The organism is Microbacterium sp. GW821-FHT01D02, assembly GCF_059422585.1.
In genome coordinates, this window is record NZ_JBWKXB010000002.1 from 220,795 (window position 1) to 241,909 (window position 21,115).

19 protein-coding genes are annotated in these 21,115 nt (G+C 70.8%); 8 read left to right on the forward strand and 11 right to left on the reverse strand.

The genetic code is table 11. From position 1 onward, the window contains the following. Positions 1-2: 2 nt before the first annotated feature. A complete protein-coding gene (sucC, locus tag AC07VM_RS09815) occupies positions 3-1,169 on the reverse strand; it encodes an ADP-forming succinate--CoA ligase subunit beta (protein ID WP_267417620.1) in 1,167 nt (388 codons plus the stop codon). A 114-nt stretch (positions 1,170-1,283) separates the two neighbouring features. After that, on the reverse strand, positions 1,284-1,637 hold the full coding sequence (locus AC07VM_RS09820; protein WP_494910955.1) for a DUF2510 domain-containing protein: 354 nt from the start codon (positions 1,635-1,637) through the stop codon (positions 1,284-1,286). Between the two features lie 59 nt (positions 1,638-1,696). Here AC07VM_RS09820 and AC07VM_RS09825 point away from each other — a divergent pair, with 59 nt between their 5' ends. Next, a complete protein-coding gene (locus AC07VM_RS09825) occupies positions 1,697-2,356 on the forward strand; it encodes a TetR/AcrR family transcriptional regulator (protein ID WP_494910957.1) in 660 nt (219 codons plus the stop codon). Positions 2,357-2,419: 63 nt separating this feature from the next. Next, positions 2,420-3,655 carry an acyl-CoA dehydrogenase family protein gene (locus AC07VM_RS09830; protein ID WP_494910959.1) on the forward strand — a complete coding sequence of 412 codons (1,236 nt, stop codon included), beginning with the start codon at positions 2,420-2,422 and terminating at the stop codon, positions 3,653-3,655. On the opposite strand, the gene AC07VM_RS09835 is transcribed toward AC07VM_RS09830, so the two are convergent. After that, on the reverse strand, positions 3,652-4,197 hold the full coding sequence (locus AC07VM_RS09835) for a GNAT family N-acetyltransferase (protein ID WP_494910961.1): 546 nt from the start codon (positions 4,195-4,197) through the stop codon (positions 3,652-3,654). The two genes, AC07VM_RS09830 and AC07VM_RS09835, sit on opposite strands and share 4 nt — an antisense overlap. Positions 4,198-4,199: 2 nt before the next feature. Continuing rightward, positions 4,200-4,685 carry a hypothetical protein gene (locus AC07VM_RS09840; protein WP_267417614.1) on the reverse strand — a complete coding sequence of 162 codons (486 nt, stop codon included), beginning with the start codon at positions 4,683-4,685 and terminating at the stop codon, positions 4,200-4,202. A 72-nt stretch (positions 4,686-4,757) separates the two neighbouring features. On the opposite strand from AC07VM_RS09840, the gene AC07VM_RS09845 reads away from it, so the two are divergent. Then, positions 4,758-6,209, forward strand: a complete 1,452-nt coding sequence (locus AC07VM_RS09845) for a phytoene desaturase family protein (RefSeq protein WP_494910963.1) — start codon at positions 4,758-4,760, stop codon at positions 6,207-6,209. Positions 6,210-6,251: 42 nt separating this feature from the next. Continuing rightward, positions 6,252-7,295 carry an ATP-dependent DNA ligase gene (locus AC07VM_RS09850; RefSeq protein WP_494910965.1) on the forward strand — a complete coding sequence of 348 codons (1,044 nt, stop codon included), beginning with the start codon at positions 6,252-6,254 and terminating at the stop codon, positions 7,293-7,295. Positions 7,296-7,301: 6 nt separating this feature from the next. Here the strand turns inward: AC07VM_RS09850 and ligD are convergent, their stop codons facing one another. From ligD to AC07VM_RS09880, 6 genes are all read right to left on the reverse strand, one after another. Next, a complete protein-coding gene (gene ligD / locus AC07VM_RS09855) occupies positions 7,302-8,375 on the reverse strand; it encodes a non-homologous end-joining DNA ligase (RefSeq protein WP_494910967.1) in 1,074 nt (357 codons plus the stop codon). A 66-nt stretch (positions 8,376-8,441) separates the two neighbouring features. Beyond that, positions 8,442-9,599, reverse strand: coding sequence for an SseB family protein (locus AC07VM_RS09860; RefSeq protein WP_494910969.1), 1,158 nt, complete (start codon positions 9,597-9,599; stop codon positions 8,442-8,444). A gap of 62 nt (positions 9,600-9,661) precedes the next feature. Then, on the reverse strand, positions 9,662-12,145 hold the full coding sequence (locus tag AC07VM_RS09865; RefSeq protein WP_267417609.1) for an ATP-dependent helicase: 2,484 nt from the start codon (positions 12,143-12,145) through the stop codon (positions 9,662-9,664). A gap of 107 nt (positions 12,146-12,252) precedes the next feature. Continuing rightward, a complete protein-coding gene (locus tag AC07VM_RS09870) occupies positions 12,253-15,372 on the reverse strand; it encodes a lamin tail domain-containing protein (protein WP_494910971.1) in 3,120 nt (1,039 codons plus the stop codon). Between the two features lie 138 nt (positions 15,373-15,510). After that, positions 15,511-16,530: an ABC transporter permease gene (locus AC07VM_RS09875; protein ID WP_494910973.1), complete on the reverse strand. Its 1,020-nt coding sequence runs from the start codon at positions 16,528-16,530 to the stop codon at positions 15,511-15,513. Then, positions 16,527-17,579: an ABC transporter ATP-binding protein gene (locus AC07VM_RS09880; protein ID WP_494910974.1), complete on the reverse strand. Its 1,053-nt coding sequence runs from the start codon at positions 17,577-17,579 to the stop codon at positions 16,527-16,529. The genes AC07VM_RS09875 and AC07VM_RS09880 overlap by 4 nt, the downstream gene beginning before the upstream one ends. Before the next feature lie 89 nt (positions 17,580-17,668). Here AC07VM_RS09880 and AC07VM_RS09885 point away from each other — a divergent pair, with 89 nt between their 5' ends. Next, positions 17,669-18,067, forward strand: coding sequence for a YccF domain-containing protein (locus AC07VM_RS09885; protein WP_267417605.1), 399 nt, complete (start codon positions 17,669-17,671; stop codon positions 18,065-18,067). 25 nt (positions 18,068-18,092) lie between these two features. Further along, positions 18,093-18,554, forward strand: coding sequence for a hemerythrin domain-containing protein (locus AC07VM_RS09890; RefSeq protein ID WP_267417604.1), 462 nt, complete (start codon positions 18,093-18,095; stop codon positions 18,552-18,554). A 75-nt stretch (positions 18,555-18,629) separates the two neighbouring features. On the opposite strand, the gene AC07VM_RS09895 is transcribed toward AC07VM_RS09890, so the two are convergent. Next, complete coding sequence (locus AC07VM_RS09895) at positions 18,630-19,616, reverse strand: glycerophosphodiester phosphodiesterase family protein (protein ID WP_494910976.1); 987 nt, start codon at positions 19,614-19,616, stop codon at positions 18,630-18,632. 90 nt (positions 19,617-19,706) lie between these two features. Here AC07VM_RS09895 and AC07VM_RS09900 point away from each other — a divergent pair, with 90 nt between their 5' ends. Further along, on the forward strand, positions 19,707-20,630 hold the full coding sequence (locus tag AC07VM_RS09900) for a Bax inhibitor-1/YccA family protein (protein ID WP_267417602.1): 924 nt from the start codon (positions 19,707-19,709) through the stop codon (positions 20,628-20,630). A gap of 157 nt (positions 20,631-20,787) precedes the next feature. After that, complete coding sequence (locus tag AC07VM_RS09905) at positions 20,788-21,060, forward strand: GlsB/YeaQ/YmgE family stress response membrane protein (RefSeq protein WP_017203627.1); 273 nt, start codon at positions 20,788-20,790, stop codon at positions 21,058-21,060. Positions 21,061-21,115 lie beyond the last annotated feature (55 nt).

The window sequence follows — 21,115 nt, forward strand, 5'->3', positions numbered from 1 at the left end:
TCTCAGGCGTTGGCGAGCTCGGCGGCCTTGTCGGCGCCCTCGTCCATGGTGGCGGCCAGGGTCACAAGCGGGTGCGCGTACTCGGCGAGGATCGCGCGACCCTCGTCGACGCGGTTGCCGTCCAGGCGCACGACGAGCGGCTTGGAGGCCGCGGCGCCCAGCGTCTCGAGCGCGCCCTTGATGCCGTTGGCGACGGCGTCGCACGCCGTGATGCCACCGAACACGTTGACGAAGACGCTCTTCACCTGCGGGTCGCCGAGGATGACGTCGAGGCCGGCGGCCATGACCTCAGCCGAGGCTCCGCCACCGATGTCGAGGAAGTTGGCCGGCTTGACGCCGTTGTGGTTCTCGCCCGCATAGGCGACGACGTCGAGCGTCGACATGACGAGTCCTGCGCCGTTGCCGATGATGCCGACCTCGCCGTCGAGCTTCACGTAGTTGAGGCCCGACTCCTTGGCCTTGGCCTCGAGCGGGTCTGCGGCGTCCTTGTCCTCGAGCGCCTCGTGCTCGGGGTGACGGATCTCGGAGGCGTTGTCATCGAGCGTGACCTTGCCGTCGAGCGCGATGATGTCGCCCTCTTCGGTGCGGACCAGCGGGTTGACCTCGACGAGCGTCGCGTCCTCGCCCTTGTAGACGTCGAAGAGCTTCACGAACACGTCGGAGACCTTCTCGACGAGGTCTTCGGGGAAGTTCGCCGCGCGGGCGATCTCGACGGCCTTCGCCTTGTCGATGCCCGTGAGCGGGTTGACCTCGACGCGCGCGAGCGCCTCGGGACGCTCGACCGCGAGCTCCTCGATCTCCATGCCGCCCTCGACCGAGCAGAGGCTCAGGTAGGAGCGGTTGGCACGGTCGAGCAGCACGGAGAAGTAGAACTCCTCGGCGATGCGCGCACCCTGCGCGACCATGACGCGCTTGACGACGTGGCCCTTGATGTCGAGGCCGAGGATGGCCTTCGCCGCCTCGTACGCCTCGTCGGGGGTCTTGGCGACCTTGACGCCGCCCGCCTTTCCACGGCCGCCGGTCTTCACCTGAGCCTTGACGACGACCACTCCGCCGATCTTCTCGGCAGCCGCCCTCACCTCTTCAGGAGTGTCCGCGACGATGCCGGCGAGGACCGGCACTCCGTACTTCTCGAAAACGTCTCGTGCCTGGTACTCGTACAGATCCACTGTGGTTCCTTCACTGGGCTGCTGTCTGGTAATTCTCTCGATGTCGAGACATCGACCAGTCCCCCAGCCTACTACCTCGGCCTGGGCGCTCCTGCGGCCGCAGCGCCGTCCGGATCAGCGCAGCGTCGGCACGCCCCAGCGCCTCGCCGGCAGCGCGACGAGACGGAGCTGTCGAGAGATCACGAACGGGGTGAAGACGAGGGCGGCACCGGTCGCGACGATCACGGGCCGGATCACGACCACCGGCAGCGAGCCCCACAGCGCGAAGAGGATCGAGGCGACCAGGACGACGGCGAGTACGACCTCGCACACGAGGAGCTGCCGGCGCGTGGAGGCGCTGTCGTCCGCCAGCGTCGTCTCGCGACCGCGCACCGCGATGCGCTCGGTCCACCGCGCACCGTCCCACCACCGCAGGGTGCCTCGGCGGCGTGTCTCGTACCATCCGGCCGCAATCCCGCGCTCACTCACGCTCTCAGTATGACGGTCTCGCCTCGGCGTCTCCGCCTGCCGAGGTCTAGGCTTTCGCCATGCACGAATCCGCAGAACTGCGCACCGGCGTCGTGGCCGCCGCGCTCGAGCTCTTCAGCGACCAGGGGTTCGATCAGACGTCGGTGGAGCAGATCGCCAAGGCCGCCGGCGTCTCCCGATCGACCTTCTTCCGTCAGTTCGGCGGCAAGGAGGACGTCGTGTTCGCGGATCACGAGGTGCTCCTGGAGCAGCTCCGGGAGTTCCTCGACGAGGGACACGACGACCCGTGGGGCGCGGTGTGCGCGGCATCCGAGTCGGTGTTCGCCCACTTCGCGCACGACCCCGAGCTCGCCCGTCGCCGCTACCAGATCGTCCGTCAGGTGCCGGTGCTGCGCGAGCGCGAGATCATCACGGTGTTCCGCTACGAGCGGCTGTTCGACGAGTACCTGCGCGGAGCCCTCCCCGGCGTCGACCCGCTGGACGCCGTCGGATTCGCCGCACTCGTGACCGCCGTGCACAACCACGTGCTGCGCCAGCTGCTGCGCGGCCGCAAGAAGGTCCCGCTGTCGACGCTGCAGACCGCCCTCGCCGACGTCCGTCGCCGGTACGGAGTCACGGATGCGGCCGCCGAGGCCCCCGACGACATGGTCGTCGCGGTCTTCCCGCGGTCCATGCCGATCGCCGAGGTCACGCGCCGTCTGCAGTCCGAGCTCGACTAGCCGTCTCGGGGTCGTGGAACCGAGTATCGAGGAGTACGATACTCAGGTCCACGAAGGAGCCCCATGAGCACTGCAGCCACCCCGTTCCCCGGCGAGCGTGTCTCGTCGTACGACATCACCGGACGTCAGGACAGCGACTACTACGCCGTCTTCTCCGACATCCCCACGGCCGACCGCGCGGCATGGGATCGCGCGAAGTCCTACGTCGACGAGGTCGCGCCGCAGATGGCGGAGGCCTGGGACCGGGCGGAGTACCCGCTCGAGGCCGCACGCCGGATGGGCGAGATGGACCTCGTCGTCGACGGCATCCCGCATCCGTCTCTCACGAGCATGTCCCCCCTGGCCGCCGGCCTGGTCAACATGGAGATCTCGCGCGGCGACGGCTCGCTGGGCACCATCCTCGCGGTCCAGGGCGGACTCGCGCTGCGCACCCTCGCCCTGTTCGGCTCGCCCGCCCAGCAGGAGCGGTGGCTCACGGCGCTCGCCGACGCGTCCGTGCTCGGGTCGTTCGCGCTGACCGAGCCTGACCACGGCTCCGATTCGGTGTCGCTGGAGACCGTGGCCCGCCGCGACGGTGACGAGTGGGTGCTCCGTGGAGCGAAGAAGTGGATCGGCAACGGCGCGTCCGGCGGCATCACGTTCGTCTGGGCGCGCGTCGACGACGAGGGGGCGGACGAGCACGGCGCCGTGCGGTGCTTCCTCGTCGAGCAGGACACCCCCGGTTACACCGGCAGCGTGATCCGCGGCAAGGCGTCGCTGCGGGCGATCCACCAGGCGCACATCGTCCTCGACGACGTGCGCGTGCCCCTCGACGCGGTGCTTCCGGGTGCCAAGAGCTTCAAGGACGCCTCGACGGTGCTCTACGCGACCCGCTCGGGAGTCGCATGGTCGGCGCTCGGACACGCGACCGCCTGCTACGAGGCGGCGCTCGCCTACGCGAAGGAGCGCGTGCAGTTCGGCAAGCCCCTCGCGAAGTTCCAGATGGTGCAGGAGCGGCTGACCCACATGCTCGAGGACCTCACGGCGATGCAGCTGTACTGCCGCCGGATGGCAGACCTGGAGACCGCGGGCGAGCTGCGTCCGACCCAGGCGTCGCTGGCGAAGTTCCACAACACCCGTGCCGCGCGACGGATCGCCTCGACCGCCCGCGACCTGCTCGGCGGCAACGGCATCCTCCTCGAGAACGGCGTGATGCAGCACCTCGCCGACATCGAGGCCATCCATACCTACGAGGGCACGGAGAGCGTGCAGGCGCTGCTGCTCGGCCGCGACATCACCGGGATGAGCGCGTTCGCCTAGAGCCCGGGCGCGGCCGTCCGAGCAGTCGGTCGCACCATGCACACCAGGCGCTCACGGTGGTCCCAGGACGGCACCGGCTCGAAGTCGCGCGAGGCGTACAGGCGCACGGCGCCCACCCGCCAGTCCCACACCGACAGGCGCACCTCGGCGGCGCCGGCATCGATCGCGGCAGCCACCGCCGCGTCCAGCAGAGCCGAGCCGACGCCACGGCCGCGCACGTCGGGAACGGCCCACAGCCGCTTGATCTCCGCGACGCGGTCCGGCACGGACAGCACGACCACGCCGACCACACGCCCGTCGATCTCGGCGACCAGCACCCGGCATCCGGCGTAGGCGGCGGAGGGGTCGTCGACCTCGCGGCGGTAGCGGTCCGGCAACGGCGCGGCGGGGTCCGGGTCGGAGCCCTCCTGCTGCGCCTTCTCGGACTCGGTCTGGCGGAGGTAGGCTTCGACGGCCGCGGAGACCGCGAGCGCATCGACGCCGGCGAGGTCGGCGGCTCGGACGAGCGGGCGGCCGATCGTCGCCTCCGCGCGGGCGGTCACGTTCAGTCGCAGCCGCAGCCGCCGGACGGCGTCTTCACCATGAAGCAGACGTCGCACACGCCGTAGTCACGCTCCTCCACCGGCTTCGGCTTCTCGACCCGGGGCGTGGAGACCCGCGGCGTCGTCGTGCGCTTCGCGGCGCGCGGCGGCGTGATCGGGAGGAACTCGCTCGGGTGGCTCACGTAGAAGTAGGGCGCACGGCCCTCGCTCGGCTGCAGACGCAGCGGCGCGGATCCGACGACGAGGCGCTCGTCCTCGGTGAAGCCGTTGGTGTAAGTGCGGCCGATGTGCAGCGACGCGCCCTCACCCCGACGGATCGCTTCGATGTATCGACCGCGGTCGATGAACGAGCTGATTCCGATGGCTTCGACGATGGCCGTGATGAACGCGTGGTTCGACGGATCGATCCGGTGCGCGCGCAGCGCCTCGGGAAGCGAGCGGTATGGACGGGAGGTGCCTGCGGGGGTCGGCCCCTGAACTTCTTTCATCTGTTCCAGGATCGCACGCCCGGAGCCCCTCTCTCGACCGCTTCTGCCGCGCGGGCGTGGGAGACTGGCGTCATGGCGCGGGCGACGATCATCGGCTCCGGCCCCAACGGCCTCGCCGCCGGGGTGTCGCTCGCACGCGCCGGTTACGAGGTGCGGGTGCTGGAGGCGTCCGCGACACTCGGCGGCGGCGTCCGCACCCTCGATTCCACGCTCCCCGGATTCCGTCACGACGTGTGCTCCGCGGTGCATCCGGCGGCCTTCGCCTCGCCGTTCTTCCGGGCGTTCGGGCTCGACCGGCGCGTGGAGTGGATCCACCCCGAAGCCTCCTACGCGCACCCGCTCGACCGCGGGCGGGCGGCGATCGCCTGGCGCGACATCGACCGCGCCGCCGCCGGCCTCGGAGCCGACGGTCCGGCCTGGCTCTCGCGGCTGCGCCCTCTGAGCCGGCACATCGACGGCGTCGCCGACTTCACCGGCAACCAGCTGCTGCGCATTCCGCGCGACCCCGTGACCGCGGTCCGCTACGCGATCAGGGTCCTCGATCAGGGCACCCCCCTCGCCGCGCACGCGTTCCGGACCGAGGAGGCGGCCGCCCTGATGTCGGGCGTCGTCGCGCATGCCAACGCTCCCCTGCCCTCGTTGGCCGGAGCCGCCGCCGGCATGCTGCTGGCCGCTCTCGCGCACGCCCGGGGCTGGCCGTATCCTCGCGGCGGCTCGCAGCGCATCGCGGACGCCATGATCGACGACATCCGCGCGCACGGCGGCGTCTTCGAGACGGGAACACCCGTCACCGACCTGCGACGGCTCGACTGGGGAGACCCGCGCCGAGGCGACCTGCTGATGCTGAACACCTCGCCGCGACTCGTGCTGACGCACCCCGACGTCCCCGCGGGCTATGCACGGGCCGTCTCCTCCTACCGCTACGGCCCGGGGGCCGCGAAGGTCGACTTCGCGCTGGACGGTCCGGTCCCGTGGACGAACCCCGACATCGCGAGCTCGCCGACCGTGCACCTCGGCGGGACCAGGGCCGAGGTGTGGGCGAGCGAGAACGCCGTCGCGGCCGGGCGGGTCAGCGAGCGTCCCTACGTGCTGGTCGTGCAGCCCTCGGTCCGCGACGACACCCGCGCCCCGGAGGGCAAGGCCGTGCTCTGGGCGTACATCCACGTGCCGCCGGGGTCTGACCTCGATCCGACGGAGCTCATCACGGCCCAGGTGGAGCGCTTCGCCCCGGGCTTCCGCGACCTGATCCTGGCCCATCACGCGGTGCCCGCCTCGTCACGCGAGGCCATCAATCCGGCGGAGATCGGCGGGGACATCTCCGGGGGCGTGTTCGACATCCGCCAGGCGCTGAGGCGTCCGACCCTCTCCCCCGTCCCGTGGCGCACGCCGATGCCCGGGGTGTACCTGGCCTCCTCCTCGACGCCCCCGGGACCCGGCGTGAACGGCATGGCCGGCTGGCACGCCGCGCACACCGCGCTGCGGGACGCCGGTGCGCCCGCGACGCTCGACGACCTCTTCGGCTGAGCCGCCCTTCCGCCGCGGGTGCCCTGCCGTCAGGATGGGAGCATGCGCTACGACATCCCCGCGCCGATGCTCGCCAAGGCCGTCCCCGCCGTGCCGGACCCGGCCAAGAGCCCGGGCGGTCTTCTGTACGAGCCGAAGTGGGACGGTTTCCGCGGGCTCATCGCCTGGGACGGCGACACGGTCGAGATCGGATCGCGCGGCGCGAAGCCGCTCACCCGATACTTCCCGGAGCTCGTCGAGGCGATCCCGGAGCTGCTTCCCGGCCCGTGTCTGCTCGACGGCGAGATCGTCGTCGCGACCGGCCCGGCGGGCGCTCAGCGGCTCGACTGGGAGGCTCTGAGCCAGCGCATCCACCCGGCGGCCTCCCGCGTCGCGAAGCTGGCCACGGAGACGCCGGCCATGTTCATCGCCTTCGACCTGCTCGCCGAGGGAGAGGATGACCTTCTCACGGAGCCGTTCGAGATCCGGCGGACGCGCCTGGAGACGCTCATGGCGGCGGTGGAGCACCCTCTGCACATCACCCGCACGACCCGTGACCGCGAGGCGGCGGTGCGGTGGCTCGCCGAGTTCGAGGGCGCGGGCCTCGACGGAGTCGTCGCGAAGCCCCTCGATCAGCCGTATGCGCCCGGCAAGCGCACCCTGTTCAAGATCAAGCACGCGCGCACGGCCGACGTGGTCGCGCTCGGCTATCGCATCCACAAGTCGGGCTCCGGGGTCGGCTCGCTCCTGGTCGGGCTGTACGGCGACGACGGAGTGCTCCGCCAGGTGGGCGGGGTGGCCGCGTGGAGCGACGTGCGTCGACAGGAGCTGGTCGAGGAGCTCGCACCCCTGGTCGAGCGCGACGACAGCGGCGAGGCGGTGACCGGCGAAGGCGAGCGGTCGCGGTTCAGCGGTTTGAAGGACGTGTCGTTCGTCCGCCTGCGCCCGGAACGGGTCCTCGAGGTGCGCTACGACCAGCTCGAAGGCGCCCGCTTCCGGCACACCGTGCAGTTCGAGCGCTGGCGGCCGGACCGCGAGGCGCGATCGTGCACCTACGACCAGCTGGACACCGTCGCAGGCTACGACCTCGCCGACGTGCTCGCCTGAGCGGGCTCAGTCCTTGTCGGCGGGAGCGCCGTCCTCGTCCCAGTTCGCGGCGACCTTCTTGCTGGGCTGCACCCGCGGCGGCTCCCCCGGCATCTTCGGGAACTCCGGCGGGAAGGGCAGCTCCCCCAGCCCGTTCTCCCGGTCGCGCTCCCACCACTCCAGCAGGGTGTCGATGCGGCCGGGCGACGAGGGCATGTCCGCCCAGGGGTCCCCGATCTCGGCCAGGCGCTCCGGGATGCTGCGCACCGTGAACCGCCGCGGGTCCAGACCGTCGAGCTCGTCCCACGCGACCGGTGTCGACACGGTGGCGCCGGGCAGAGCCCGCGGGCTGTAGGCGCCGGCCATCGTGCGGTCGCGGTTCGCCTGGTTGAAGTCGACGAAGATCCGCTCCCCGCGCTCCTCCTTCCACCAGTTCGTGGTGACCTGCTCCGGCATCCGGCGCTCGAGCTCCCGCCCGGCGGCGATCACCGCATGACGCACGTCGAGGAACTCGTGGGTCGGCTCGATCGGCGCGAACACGTGCAGGCCGCGATTGCCGCTGGTCTTGGCGAACGCCTCGAGTCCGGCTTCGCGCAGCACCTCGCGCAGCGTGTGCGCGGCCGTCACCGCATCCGCGAAGTCCGTGCCCGGCTGTGGGTCGAGGTCGATGCGCAGCTCGACGGGATCGTCGGCGTCGGCCGCGAGCGAGGCCCAGGGGTGGAACACGATCGTGTTCATCTGCACCGCCCAGACGATGGCGCTCGTGCGGGTGAGCACGATCTGCGGATGCTGGCGCCCGCTGTTGTACGTCACCGTCACGGCGTCGACGAACTCCGGGGTCCCCTTGGGCGGGTTCTTCGAGAAGAAGCCCTCGGCCCGCGGGCCGTCGGCGGGACCGATGCCGTCGCGGAACCGCTCGAGCGACACCGGACGATGGCCGTTGGCCGCGAGGAACGGCACGGAGACGAGCTGGACGTACTCGGCCAGCTCCGCCTTCGTGATGCCGAGATCCGGCCACACCACGCGGTTCGGGCTGGACAGCGCGATCTCGCGCTCTCCGTCGGAGTCGGCGACGGTCAGGGTCACGCGTTCGGAGGCCATGCTCCGACCCTAGAGCGCCGCCTCGACCGAGGGAACCCCGCGCGGGTCACGCGGCGGAGCGCTCCCCTACTCGTCCTCGAGGTCGACCGCGAGCACCAGGACCGGCGCGAGCGCGTCGCGCTCGACGACGAGCGTCGGACCGGCCGAGTCGACGATCACACCGGCCATCTCGGAGTGGCTCGTGAGCACCTTGGCCAGCTGCGCCGGCTCGAAGGGCAGCGGCCGGTCGCCCCGTCCGAGCGCGATGACCTCGAGCGGGTGCGAGAACAGCTGCAGGAAACGACGGCCGTCGGTCGTCTGCGCCTCGGCGATGCCGACCTGCCCGCTGTCGGAGCCGTCGTTCACCGCGACCCACATCCGCTTCGTCGCGAGCGCCTCGCCGACCTTGACCGCCGAATCCTGCTCGCGGGGCGCGGCGAGGAGGCTCTTGACCGTCATCTCGGCATCGGCCTGATCGAGCGTCTTCTGCAGCAGCTCGGTCGGGAAGACGACGCGGTGGGGGGCCGAGGCGTTGTCGACGATGAGGCCCGCGAAGTCACCGGACACGACCTGCTGCAGCACCGAGGTGACGGGCTGCGCCACCGCCGACGTCGCGGAGGGGTCGGCTTCGAGCTGCACGGAGTCGCGCACCGCGCGCGCCGAGCTGAACGCGAGCATGAACTGGCGGTCCTCCGCATCGCGGACCACCGCGACGGAGAGCGGCCGCCCCTCGCTGATCTGCGCGCGGGCATCGCCGTTCACACGGATGTACAGGTGACCCTGCAGCGCCTGGCGCATCACGCCGAGCAGCTGGTCGTTGGTCGCGCCCGCCTCGATCTCGGTGAGCGCCTCGCGGAGCAGGACGTTGTCCTTCATGCCCGCGACGGTCTCGGTCTGCTCGGGCGGCAGCGGAGAAGCGAGCGGCAGACGCCGAACGGGAGGAACCTCGGGCTGCACGGCCGGGCTCGGCTGCGCAGGACGAGGAGCAGCGACCGGCGCCTCGGGCGTCGGGTCGGAGGAGGGCAGCGCGACCTCGGGACCGGCTTCGGCTCCGACACCGCGGAACGCCTGCACCGAGATGCCGATGGCGGGCGCGGCGGCCTGATCCTCGACGGGCGCGCTCTGATCGGAGGCGACAGCGTCGTTCTCGACGGCGTCGTTCTCGACGGCGTCGGTTTCGACGGTGACGGCGGTGGGGGCGACGGCATCGTCACCGGACTTCTTGCGGCGGGAGAAGAGGGCCATGTCAGTCAGCCTAACCGGCAATCCGGCCTGCGTTCCGCCGCGGAGAGGACTCCGCGGCGGTGCTAGATCTTCTCGATCGGCGCGACCTTGATGAGCAGCTTCTTCTGCCCCGCCGAGTCGAACCGCACATGGGCGATGCGCTTCGCACCCTCGCCGGTCACGGCATCCACGCGCCCCTCGCCGAAGTCGACGTGGCGGATGCGGTCGCCCGCCGCGAGCTCGAGATCGCCGTTGTCGCGCATCTTGGCCGTGACGCGGTTCGGGAACTTGTCCATCGCGGTCGACAGCGGCTTCAGGGAGTCGCGGCCGGGCAGCGCCTTGACCGCGAAACGATCGCCGGAGCCGGAACCACCGGAACCGCCGAAGCCACCCTGGCGACGCGCGTTCAGGGCTCGCGACTGCATCCCGCCGCGCGAGTTCACATCTCCCGGCGACTGCCGCCAGTCGATCAGACCCGACGGGATCTCCTGCAGGAACCGGCTGGGCATCGCGACCGTGACCTCGCCGAACTGCGCCCTCGTCATCGCGAGGGACAGGTGCAGCCGCTTGCGCGCACGCGTGATGCCGACGTAGAAGAGGCGACGCTCCTCCTGAGGACCACCCGGCTCCCCCGCCGAGATGCGGTGCGGGATGAGGTCTTCCTCGACACCGGTGACGAACACGGCGTCGTACTCGAGGCCCTTCGCGGTGTGCATGGTCATCAGCGAGACCGAGCCCGACTCGTCGTCGAGGTCATCGGCGTCGGACACCAGGGCGACCTCGGTGAGGAAGTCGACGATCGTGCCCTCGGGGTTGTTGCGGGCGAAGTCGCGGGCGACGGCCACGAACTCGTCGAGGTTCTCGACACGCGCCTCGTCCTGCGGATCGCGACTCGCGCGCAGGGCGTCGAGGTAGCCGCTCTTGCCCAGCAGCAGGCTCAGTCCATCGGCGACCGCCGTGGGCGGAGGAAGCTCCCCGGTGGCGGGGATCAGGATCGCGGTGGCCTCGGCCAGCACGGCGTCGAGCTGTCCGATCGCCGCCTGCAGCTTCGGCCCGACGCCGAGCTGCCCCGGCAGCGACAGCGCGTCGCGGAAGCTGATGCCGTGCTCCTCGGCGAACCGGGCGATGGCCGTCTCGGTCACGTCGCCGATGCCGCGGCGCGGCTTGTTCAGGATGCGCCGCACGGACATCTCGTCGGCGGGGTTCGCGACGGCGACGAGGTAGGCGAGCGCGTCCTTGATCTCGGCGCGGTCGTAGAACTTGGTGCCGCCCATGATCTTGTAGGGCACCGCCGAGCGGATGAAGATCTCCTCGAGCGCACGGGACTGCGAGTTCGTGCGGTAGAAGACCGCCATCTCGGAGTAGGGCATGCCTGCGCGGTGCAGTGCCTCCACCTCGTCGGCCACGAACTGCGCCTCGTCGTGCTGCGAGTAGCCGGTGAAGCCGATGATCGGGTCGCCGTCGCCCTTGTCGCTCCAGAGCTTCTTGTCCTTGCGGTCGAAGTTGTTGCCGATGACCGCGTTCGCTGCGGACAGGATGTTCTGCGTCGAGCGGTAGTTCTGCTCGAGCAGCACCACGCGGGCGCCGGGGAAGTCGCGTTCGAACTCGCTGATGTTGCGGATGTCGGCGCCGCGGAAGGCGTAGATCGACTGGTCGGAGTCGCCGACGACGGTGAGCGAGGCACCGGGCTCACCGGCATCCGCGGTGGGCGCGGGGTCGGGCTCGAAGATCATCATGCCGTTCGAGGCATACGGGTCGGGAGCGGAGCCCGCGGCACCCGACACGGGGCGCGTCAGCTCGTGGATCAGCGAGTACTGCGCGTGGTTCGTGTCCTGGTACTCGTCGACCAGGATGTGCCGGAACCGGCGGCGGTAGGTGTCGGCGACCTGCGGGAACGCCCGGAACAGGTACACGGTCTGGCCGATGAGGTCGTCGAAGTCGAAGGCGTTGGCCTTCTGCAGCTGCCGCTGGTAATCGGCGAAGACCTCGACGAAGACGCGCTCCGCCGGGTCGGTCATGTTGGCCTGACGCGCGTAGGACTCGGCGTCGGACAGCTCGTTCTTGAGCTTCGAGATGCGCGACTGCACGGAGGCCGGAGTGAGGCCGTAGGCGTCGGCCTCATGCTCCTTGACCAGGCGCTTGAGGAGGGCGCGCGAGTCGCCGGAATCGTAGATCGTGAACGACTTCGTGTAGCCGAACTGCTCGGCCTCGCGACGCAGGATGCGCACGCAGGCGGAGTGGAACGTGGAGATCCACATTCCGCGCGCGGCGTCGCCGATCAGGCCCTCGACGCGCTCGCGCATCTCGCCCGCGGCCTTGTTCGTGAAGGTGATCGCGAGGATCTGGCTCGGCCATGCCTCACGTCCGCGCAGCAGCGACGCGATGCGGCGGGTGAGCACGCTGGTCTTGCCCGATCCCGCTCCCGCGACGATGAGCAGCGCGGGGCCGCGATAGGTGACGGCCTCGAGCTGCTGCGGGTTCAGGCCGGCGAGGAGATCGTCCTGCCCCTCCGCCCCGGTGGAGCGGGGGCCGACGGATCCGGGGACGATGAGAGGAGCTTCGGTCATGGCCTTATGAGTCTAGGCGTCGGCACCGACACCGCGGCACGGGAAGCCCCGGCGCGGAGCGCGTGAGAAGGGGGTGCACGGGAGAGACCCGTGCACCCCCTTCCGCATCAGGCCGCGCGGCGGCGGCGTCCGACGGCCAGGGCTCCCCCGGCCAGCAGCATCAGCGCCACGGCGATGGCGGCCGCCGGGAGCTCGGAGCCGGTGGCCGCGAGACCGCCTGCCCCGGTCCCTGCAGCGATGCGGATGTCCGCCCAGCCGAGGAGTGCGCCGTCGCCGTCGTACACCGCGATGCGGTGCGCGCCGAGCGGGGCGTCGGTCGGGATCGTCACGGTGATCGCTCCGGCCGCGGAGAGCGCGCCGGTCGCGATCCGCGTCGGGTCGGAGTACATCCATACCGCCACGTCCTCCCCCGCGCCGTCCGCACCGACCGTGACCGTGACCTTCTGCCCCCGGGCCGCGACCGACGGGTCGACCGTCAGGCCGTTGCGGTTGCCGTCGACGAGGTCGGTGCCGGGAAGTGGCGGGTTCTCCCCACCGGGGTTCTCCCCACCGGGGTTCTCGCCGCCGGGGTTCTCGCCCTCGGCGCCCGGCAGCGTCCCCGTGCGCAGCGCCTCGGAGGCGAACCCGTCGGCGAACCACCACACCGGACGCTGACCGTCGACCGACAGCGAGGCCGGCGAGGTCGCGAAGCCCTCGTTGTTGATGTCCGGCATGCCGGCCGGACGGGCGTAGTGGGCGATGCCGGGCTGGGCCGTGCCGTTGAGCGTGATCTCGGCGGAGCGCCCCTGGCACCCGTCGTCGCACACCGCCCACAGGGTGTTGCGGACCGTGTCCCAGTCGAGGGCCATGACGCCGGCGAGACCGGGAGCGATCTCCGACACGAGGCGCGACGAGCCGTCGGCGCCGAGGGCGAAGGCGTACACGTGGCCGTTGTCCTCGACCGCGACCAGGAACAGCCCGCCACCGTGACCGGCGTAGCCCTTCGGGTCGTACGCGGCACCGGTGTTGTCATCGAAGAGTTTGCCGGCGAGGGCGGAGTCCGGCACCCACTGCACGGCCTCCATCCCGAGGTTCGCGCCCACGGCGGGAAGCAGCGCGGTCAGGTCCCACTCCTGCTGGGCGACCAGGTCGCCCTTCGAGGCGTCGGGGTCGACCTTCAGCACCACGTTCTGGTTCACGCCCTTGGCACTGTTGTCGCGCTCGGAGGCGACGTAGACGAACCCGTCGCCGTCGACCGTGATGCCCTCGGTGTCGGGGCCTGCGGCGCCCGGATTCGCGGCATCCTTCTGGAAGCGCACGCGCTTGCCCGCCTTCCAGCCGTCCACCTTCTCGACCGAACCGTCGGCGTGCGCCGCGAGCTTCCAGATGCGGCCCTCGCCGTTGTCGACGGCCCAGAGGAACGCCCCATCGGCGGTCTCCTGCACGTCGAGTCCCGAGCTGTCCTCGAGGAACGTCGGGATGCTGTCGACGACGCGCACGTCGGCGGACCCGGGCCACGGGGAGACCGCGACCTCTCCGGCGCACACGTTCGCCGCGCCCTTCGTGGACTCGGCCGTGGCCGCGAAGGCACCGGTCGTGTCGGGGCAGCGGCCCCAGGTCGTGGCCGCGTGGCCCTCGCCCCAGCTGGTCTCGTCGACGAGCAGGTCGCCGTCGAACACCCGCACCGCGTCGCCGCCGCCGAACCCGAAGCCGAGCTGGTCACGCTCGATCACGAGGTACTCCCCCGCGGCGATGGTGGTGCCGGCCGGGATCGCATACGCGTGGCTGTCGTCGTCGTCCTTCACCACGATGCCCGACACGTCCAGGGAGGCGTCCGTGGGGTTCACGAGCTCCACCCAGTCGTCGGGCGAGCCGCCGTCCGACTCGACCTCGTTGATGCGCACCGGGTTGCCGCACGCGTTGCGGAGGCCCTTGGTCGAGACGGCGATGTCGACGAAGTCGCCGGTACCGTCCGCGCAGCGCGCCAGGACGCCGGCGGCATGCGCGGCGTAGACGTGCTCGTCGACCGTGTTCCCGTTCGCGTCGCGGATCGTGACAGTGTCGCCGTTGCCGAGGCCGAAGATGAAGTCGGCGGGCTGGTCGAAGACGAAGTAGCCGCCCGGCTGCAGGATCGTTCCCGCCGGGAGGGGCGTGTTCTCCGCGGCGTGGCCGGTCGGGTCGTTGTCCATGACGGTCCAGCCGGAGAGGTCGACGGCGCTGCTGCCGGTGTTCACGACCTCGACCCAGTCGGTGGTGTCGCCGTTCGACTCGATCTCGTTGATCACCACGGCCGGCATGACGCAGGAGTTCGCGGCGCGCGGAGTCGGATGAGCGAGCACGAAGGCGCCGACGCCGTCGGGGCAGCGCGCCAGAGTGGCCGCGGCGAAGTCGCCGTCGATCGCGGCGTGCCCCTGCCACGGGAGCGTGTCGTCGAGCTGGGTGCCCTGCGCGTCGTAGAGGCGGATGCGGTCGACGCTGCCGATGCCGATCGGCTCGCGGAACGCCGCCTCGACGCCACCGGAGATCCCGATCGTGCCTTCTTCGACCACGAGGAAGGCACCTGCGGCGATCGTCGTGCCCGTCGGGAACTGCCAGCGGTGGTCGTCGGAGTTGTCGCGGATCTCATAGCCCGAGATGTCGAGCGCCTCGGTGCCGGGGTTGTAGAACTCCACCCAGTCGGCCGGCTGCGAGTCGACCTCGTTGATCACGATGGAGCCGGCGACCGGAGCGACCGCGCAGTCGTTCGGGGCACCGGGAGTCGCCGCCGTCGCGGGCGCCCACTCGCCGGTGCCGTCGGGGCAGCGCGCCCACACCGACAGCGGTGCGGTGTTCGCATAGGCGTAGGAATCGACCTCGGCGCCGCTCGGGTCGAACAGCACCACCTCGTCGCCCTTGCCGAGCCCGAAGTCGAAGTCGACGTCCTTCACCAGCACCAGGAACTCGCCCGGGGCCAGCGAGGTCCCCTCCGGCGCCGTGCCGAAGGTGTCGCGCTTCTCGTCGGCGATCTTCCAGCCCGCGAGATCCACGGTCTCGGTGCCGGCGTTGTAGATCTCGACCTGGTCGGCGAGGCCGGTCGCCGCGTCGTCGTAGACGATCTCGTTGAGCACGAGGCTCGTGGCGACCGGCGTCTCCGCCGCGGGACGGATGCCGGGATCGGCACCGATCGCGGCGGCGGGCGTGGCGAGCAGGGCGGCGGCGCTCAACGCGCACACCGCCGCGACCGCCGCTGCAGAGTGCAGGCGGGGCATGGGGGCTCCTGGGGGCTTCTGCCGGACGGCCCCGCGCACGGGGCCCGCCGGACTCAGACGGGTACCCGCCCAGACCACCGATCCCGCGTGGCCGCAGGGAAGCCCCCGGGTGCACGGCAGGTGAACGCGAGGTGGCGATCAGGCGATGCGGGTCCCCGGGGGAAGGCGTCGAGCGGGCGTCCGCGTGCGCGCCCAGGCGCCGGCGAACAGCGAGCCCGCGATGACGACCTGCACGCCGAGCCCCACGAACCAGCTCGGAACGGACGCGTCGATCACCTCTTCGGGGGTCCGGTATCCGCCGTCGGGGGCGCACTCGTCCCAGCGCTGGTCGAGCGGCGACTGCTGTGCGCTGCGCAGCCCGTACTTGATCTGGCCGAACAGGTCGACCGGATACCCGTCCGGCGAGAACTCGGTCGGGGTCGCATCCGCGAGCACGACGAAGGGATTCGCGGCGAGCGTCCACCAGACGAGGTCGAACCGGGGCACCTCGTAGGACGTGCTCTCCTCCCAGCGCTCGCAGTCGACGTTCCCGTTCGCATCGTACGGACGCGAGGAGACCGTCGCCTCGCTGCGGACGGCCATGCCCCCGAGGCCGAAGGCGATGAGCGTGCCGAAGACGAGGGCGGCGACCACGAGATAGGTCGTCGCCACCGAGAACAGCGGGCGTGCGATGAGCCCGCTCAGGCCGACGCCGATCGCGGCCACGACGATGATCTCGGCCGCGAGGACGAGCAGCGAGACGAGCAGCACCAGGGCATCCGCCCCGCCGCCCAGCAGGGAGAGCGCGAGGAACGGCAGAGCGACCACCAGGAAGGCACCACCGGTCGCGATGGCCGCGACGAGCTTGCCGAGCATGATGTCGCCGGTGGATACGGCGGTCACCTGGACCGCGGCGAGGGTCGCGGCGTCCCGGTCGCCGTTGATCGCGTTGCCGCTGAGCGTGGGCGAGACCAGCACGACCAGCAGGAGCACGATGTTGACCACGATCGAGTAGACGCCGGCGCCGACGGCATCGCCCCAGGAGTACACGGCGAATGCGAGGCCGGTGACGCCGAGCAGCACCAGGGCGAAGACGCCGAGCATGACGTACCAGCCGACGCTGCGCAGCCGCTGGGTCAGTTCGAGTCGGGCGATGATCCCGATGTTCGCGAGGCTCATGCTCCCGCCTCCGTTCCGGTCGGTGCCGCGGGCGGTGCAGGGGGCGCAGCAGGCGGCGGCGCGGGCGTCGAGGTCTGCGGCGGCTGGGGTGCGGGCGGCTGGGGTGCGGGCGGCTGGGCCTGCTGCTGAGGTGCGTGCGACAGATTCAGGAAGGTGTGCTCGAGGTCGCTCTGCGCCGGCGCGAACTCCGCGACGGGGAGTCCCGCCTCCACGAGCCGACGCAGCGACTGCGCGGCGGCACCCTCACCGTCGAACCCGACGAGCACCGCGCCCCGGTCGACGGCCAGCGCTTCGGGAGCGAGACCCAGGCTCGAGGCCACCTGCCAGGTGTCGGCGTTCATGCGCTCGGGCGTCGCGTCGGCCAACCGGACGCGCCAGGCGCGCGCGGACGACTGTGTGGGGGCGGCGTCGACGACGGTGCCCGCGACGAGGAACACCGCGTCGTCGACGACCTCCTCCAGCTCGGAGAGGATGTGGCTCGAGATCAGCACCGTGCGGCCTTCGGCGGCGAAGCGGCGCAGCAGCACCCGCAGCTGTACCCGCGCCTCCGGGTCGAGCCCCGATGCGGGCTCGTCGAGGAGCAGGATCCGCGGGTCGTGGACGAGAGCGCGGGCGAGGCCCAGCTTCTGCTTCTGCCCGCGCGAGAGCACCTTGGCGGGTGCGTCGGCGAGGTCGGCGAGCCCGACCATCGTGAGCAGCTGCTGGGCGCGGGCCTCCGCATCCGGCTTCTCGATGCCGTACAGCCGCGCGGTCGTGACGACGGTCTCGCGCGCGGTGAGCGAGGGCCAGGCTCCGAGCGCATCGGGCATCCATCCCAGCAGCCGTCGCGCCGCGAGCGGGTCGACCGCGGGGTCGACCCCGCCGATGCTGATGGTTCCCGTGTCGGGGGCCAGGAGCGAGGCGAGCATCAGGAGCAGGGTCGTCTTGCCCGCCCCGTTCGGTCCCACCAGGCCGGTCACCCGGCCCGGCTCCGCGCGAAGGGTGGCGGCGCGCACGGCCTGCACGGCCCCGAACGCTCGGCTGACGTCTTGCACCACGATTCCGGTCATGCGGTCAGTCTGGCATCGCGGACCCGCCGCACCCGGGACCTCGGGGCGGATGCTCAGACATCGTGCCGCGCGGGTGACACAATCACCTCATGCGCACGATCCTCAACATCATCTGGGTCATCCTGGCCGGCTGGGCCCTGTTCCTCGGATACATCCTGGCCGGGGTGCTGCTGTGCATCCCGATCGTGACCATCCCCTGGGCGATCGCCTCGTTCCGCATCGCGCGCTACGCCATCTGGCCGTTCGGACGCGAGGTCGTCAGCAAGCCGACGGCCGGCGTCGGCTCGTTCCTCGGCAACGTGCTCTGGGTGATCCTCGCCGGCTGGTGGCTCGCGATCGGCCACATCGTCTCCGGGTTCCTGCTGTGCGTGACGATCATCGGCATCCCGATGGGCATCGCCGACTTCAAGATGGTGCCGGTCTCGCTGATGCCGCTCGGCAAGGAGATCGTCTCCACCCGACGGGGTGCGTTCGACCGCACGCTCTGAACGGCCCGCCGCCTACACTGGGGCGATGGACGCCGCCCGCCTGATCGCCTGGGATCAGGAGCTCCGTTCGGCCCATTCCCGTCTGCGCGCCGCCCTCGCCGCGACCCGCGACGCCCTCGCCGAGGGGGAGAGCGCACCGGATGCGACCTCCGAGCTCGTGCTGTACTGCATCGGCTTCTGCGCTGCGCTGGACGGACATCACGGGGCCGAGGACCGCGCCCTGTTCCCGGCGCTGCGCGCGGAGCATCCCGAGCTCGGCGGCATCATCGACAAGCTGATGCAGGACCACTCGATGCTCGCCCACCTGCTCGCCTCGCTGCGCACCGCGGCCGAGCGCGGGGACGATGCCGCGTCCATCGGCGGGCACCTCGACGGGATCGCCGCGATCATGGAGTCGCACTTCCGCTTCGAGGAGCGCGAGATCCTGGAGCCCCTGCGCGCGATCGTGCTCGACCGCGACGTGCAGACGGTCCTCGGACCGCTCTGAACCCGCGCCGCGATCCCTCGGCCAGCCGCCACCTTCGGTCAGCCGCGGCAGAATCCGTCAGCCGCGACCCCTCGGTCAGCCGCGGAAGAAGGCGACGCCCAGGTCGGGGTGGTCCACGAACACGCCGTCGATGCCCTGGCTCGCGATGATGCCCCACTCCCCCTCGTAGTCTCCGTAGGCGCCGCGGCCGCCCGCACCGCGGAACTCCGCGGACAGGAACGCGTTCTCCGGACGGCACGTCCACGTGAACACCTGGAGCCCCCGCGCATGGGCGTCGGCGACGATCGTGTTGCCGCGGTCGAGCAGCATCTTCTTGCTCACGCTGATGCCTTCGACACGGCCGACGAGCCCGTCGAGGCCCTCCGGGGTCACGGTCGCCTTGTAGGTGCGCGCCTGCTTGCCCTCGGCCACGAGTCGGTCGTACGGCCGCCCGGTCGCCTCGATCAGGTAGACGTACGACGCCGCGATCCCCCGCTCGCGCAGCTGACCGAGCACGGTCGACTCGAAACTCTCGATCACGAGCGGCAGCTCGCCATTCGCCCAGCCGGCATCCCGCAGCTCCCGCTCGATGAGCGGCGCGAGCTCGAGACCGATGCCGGCGAAGTAGGTGGCGTGCTTGACCTCGAGGACCACACCGATCTCGTGTCCGTGCTCGACCGAGCCGTCGCGCACGATGTCCAGCACGTCGCGCAGACGGAGGATGGCCTGCGAGTCGTCGAAGCTCGCGCTCGACACCCGCACCTCCGGCAGCCGCTCTCGTCCGCGCAGGGTCGACAGCTCCGCCCAGGTGAAGTCCTCCGTGAACCAGCCGGTCAGCGCCTGGCCGTCGACGCGCTTGGTCGTCTTGCGGTCGGCGAACTCCGGATGCGCGGCGACGTCGGTCGTGCCGGAGATCTCGTTCTCGTGCCGCACGACGAGGACGCCGTCCTTCGTGGCGACGACATCCGGTTCCACGGCATCCACCCCCATCGCGAGGGCGAGCTCGTACGAGGAGCGGCTGTGCTCCGGACGGTAGCCGGGCGCACCGCGATGCCCGATGACGAGGGGGATTTTCCTGGGCACGCTCTCAGCGTAGAACACCCCGGGAGCGTGTCCGCCCGAGTATCGTGGAGGAAAGAGACCTACTACCCCCCTTTGGAGTGAGGCCCACCAATGAGCAACTTCGCTTTCAACAATCCTGCTTTCCAGCAGCAGGACCCGCGGAACGTCGCGACGTACCCGGGCGGACCTCAGGCTGCCCAGGGCGCCCAGAGCGCCTCGCTCCAGCACGGGGCGATGGATGCCGCGGCCAACGCACAGCTCGAGGGCATGTACGCCGCTCCGCCCGCCGGCGCCATCGAGACCGACCGCATGTCCATCGAGGACACCGTCTGGAAGACCGCCGGCCTGTTCGGCATCCTTCTCGTCACCGCGGCCATCGGCTGGGTGTGGACCCTCGGTGGCGTCGCCGCCCCGGCCTACAACCCGGACAACCCCGCTGCCGTCAACATGCTGCCGTGGATCGTCGGCGCCCTCGCCGGCTTCGTGCTCGCGATGGTCATCACCTTCACGTCGCGCAAGAAGGTCCGCCCCGCGCTGATCTTCGCCTACGCGGCATTCGAGGGCCTCTTCATCGGTGGCATCTCGGCGTTCTTCGAGGTCATCTACCCCGGCATCGTCGTCCAGGCGACGCTCGCGACCGTCTCGGTCGTCGGTGTGACCCTGGCCCTCTTCGCGAGCGGCAAGATCCGCGCGTCGAAGAAGGCGACCAAGATCTTCATGATCGCCATGATGGGCTACCTCGTCTTCTCGCTGCTGAACCTCGTCCTCATGTGGACCGGCATCAACGACAACGCCTTCGGACTGCTGAGCGCGAAGCCGTTCCTCGGCATCCCGCTCGGCCTCATCATCGGCGTCCTCGTCGTGATCATGGCCGCGTACTCGCTGGTGCTCGACTTCGACCAGATCCAGCAGGGCGTCCGCAACGGCGCTCCCCGCAAGTACGGCTGGCTCGGTGCCTTCGGCATCATGGTCACGGTCGTCTGGCTCTACGTCGAGATCCTGCGCATCATCGCGATCGCCCGCGGCAACAACTGACCTCGGTTCGCGAAGAGGCCCGTCTCCCCTGGGAGGCGGGCCTCTTGGCATATCCGAGGAGCTGCGCGCAAGGGGGTGGAACGCGGCCGCACGAGGGGGCATTGTGGTCATCACGAAGCCCTGGCACCCCGGGGCTCCCGACATTCAGGAGCTGACCATGAGTTTTCTCGGCTTTCTTCTTCTCGGCCTCATCGCCGGAGCCATCGCCAAGCTGATCCTTCCCGGCAAGCAGGGCGGCGGCTGGTTCATCACGCTGCTGCTCGGTGTCGTCGGTGCACTGCTCGGTGGCTGGCTCGGCAGCCTGATCCTCAACCGCCCGCTCACGGAGTTCTGGGACCTGGGCACCTGGCTCCTCGCCATCGCCGGTTCCATCATCGTGCTGCTGATCTACGGCCTCATCGCCGGTCGTGGCCAGAAGGTCAACGACTGACCGACGCCGTCCCCGGCGCCTCGCGCCCCAGATGCCCGTCCCCAACGGCTGCCTC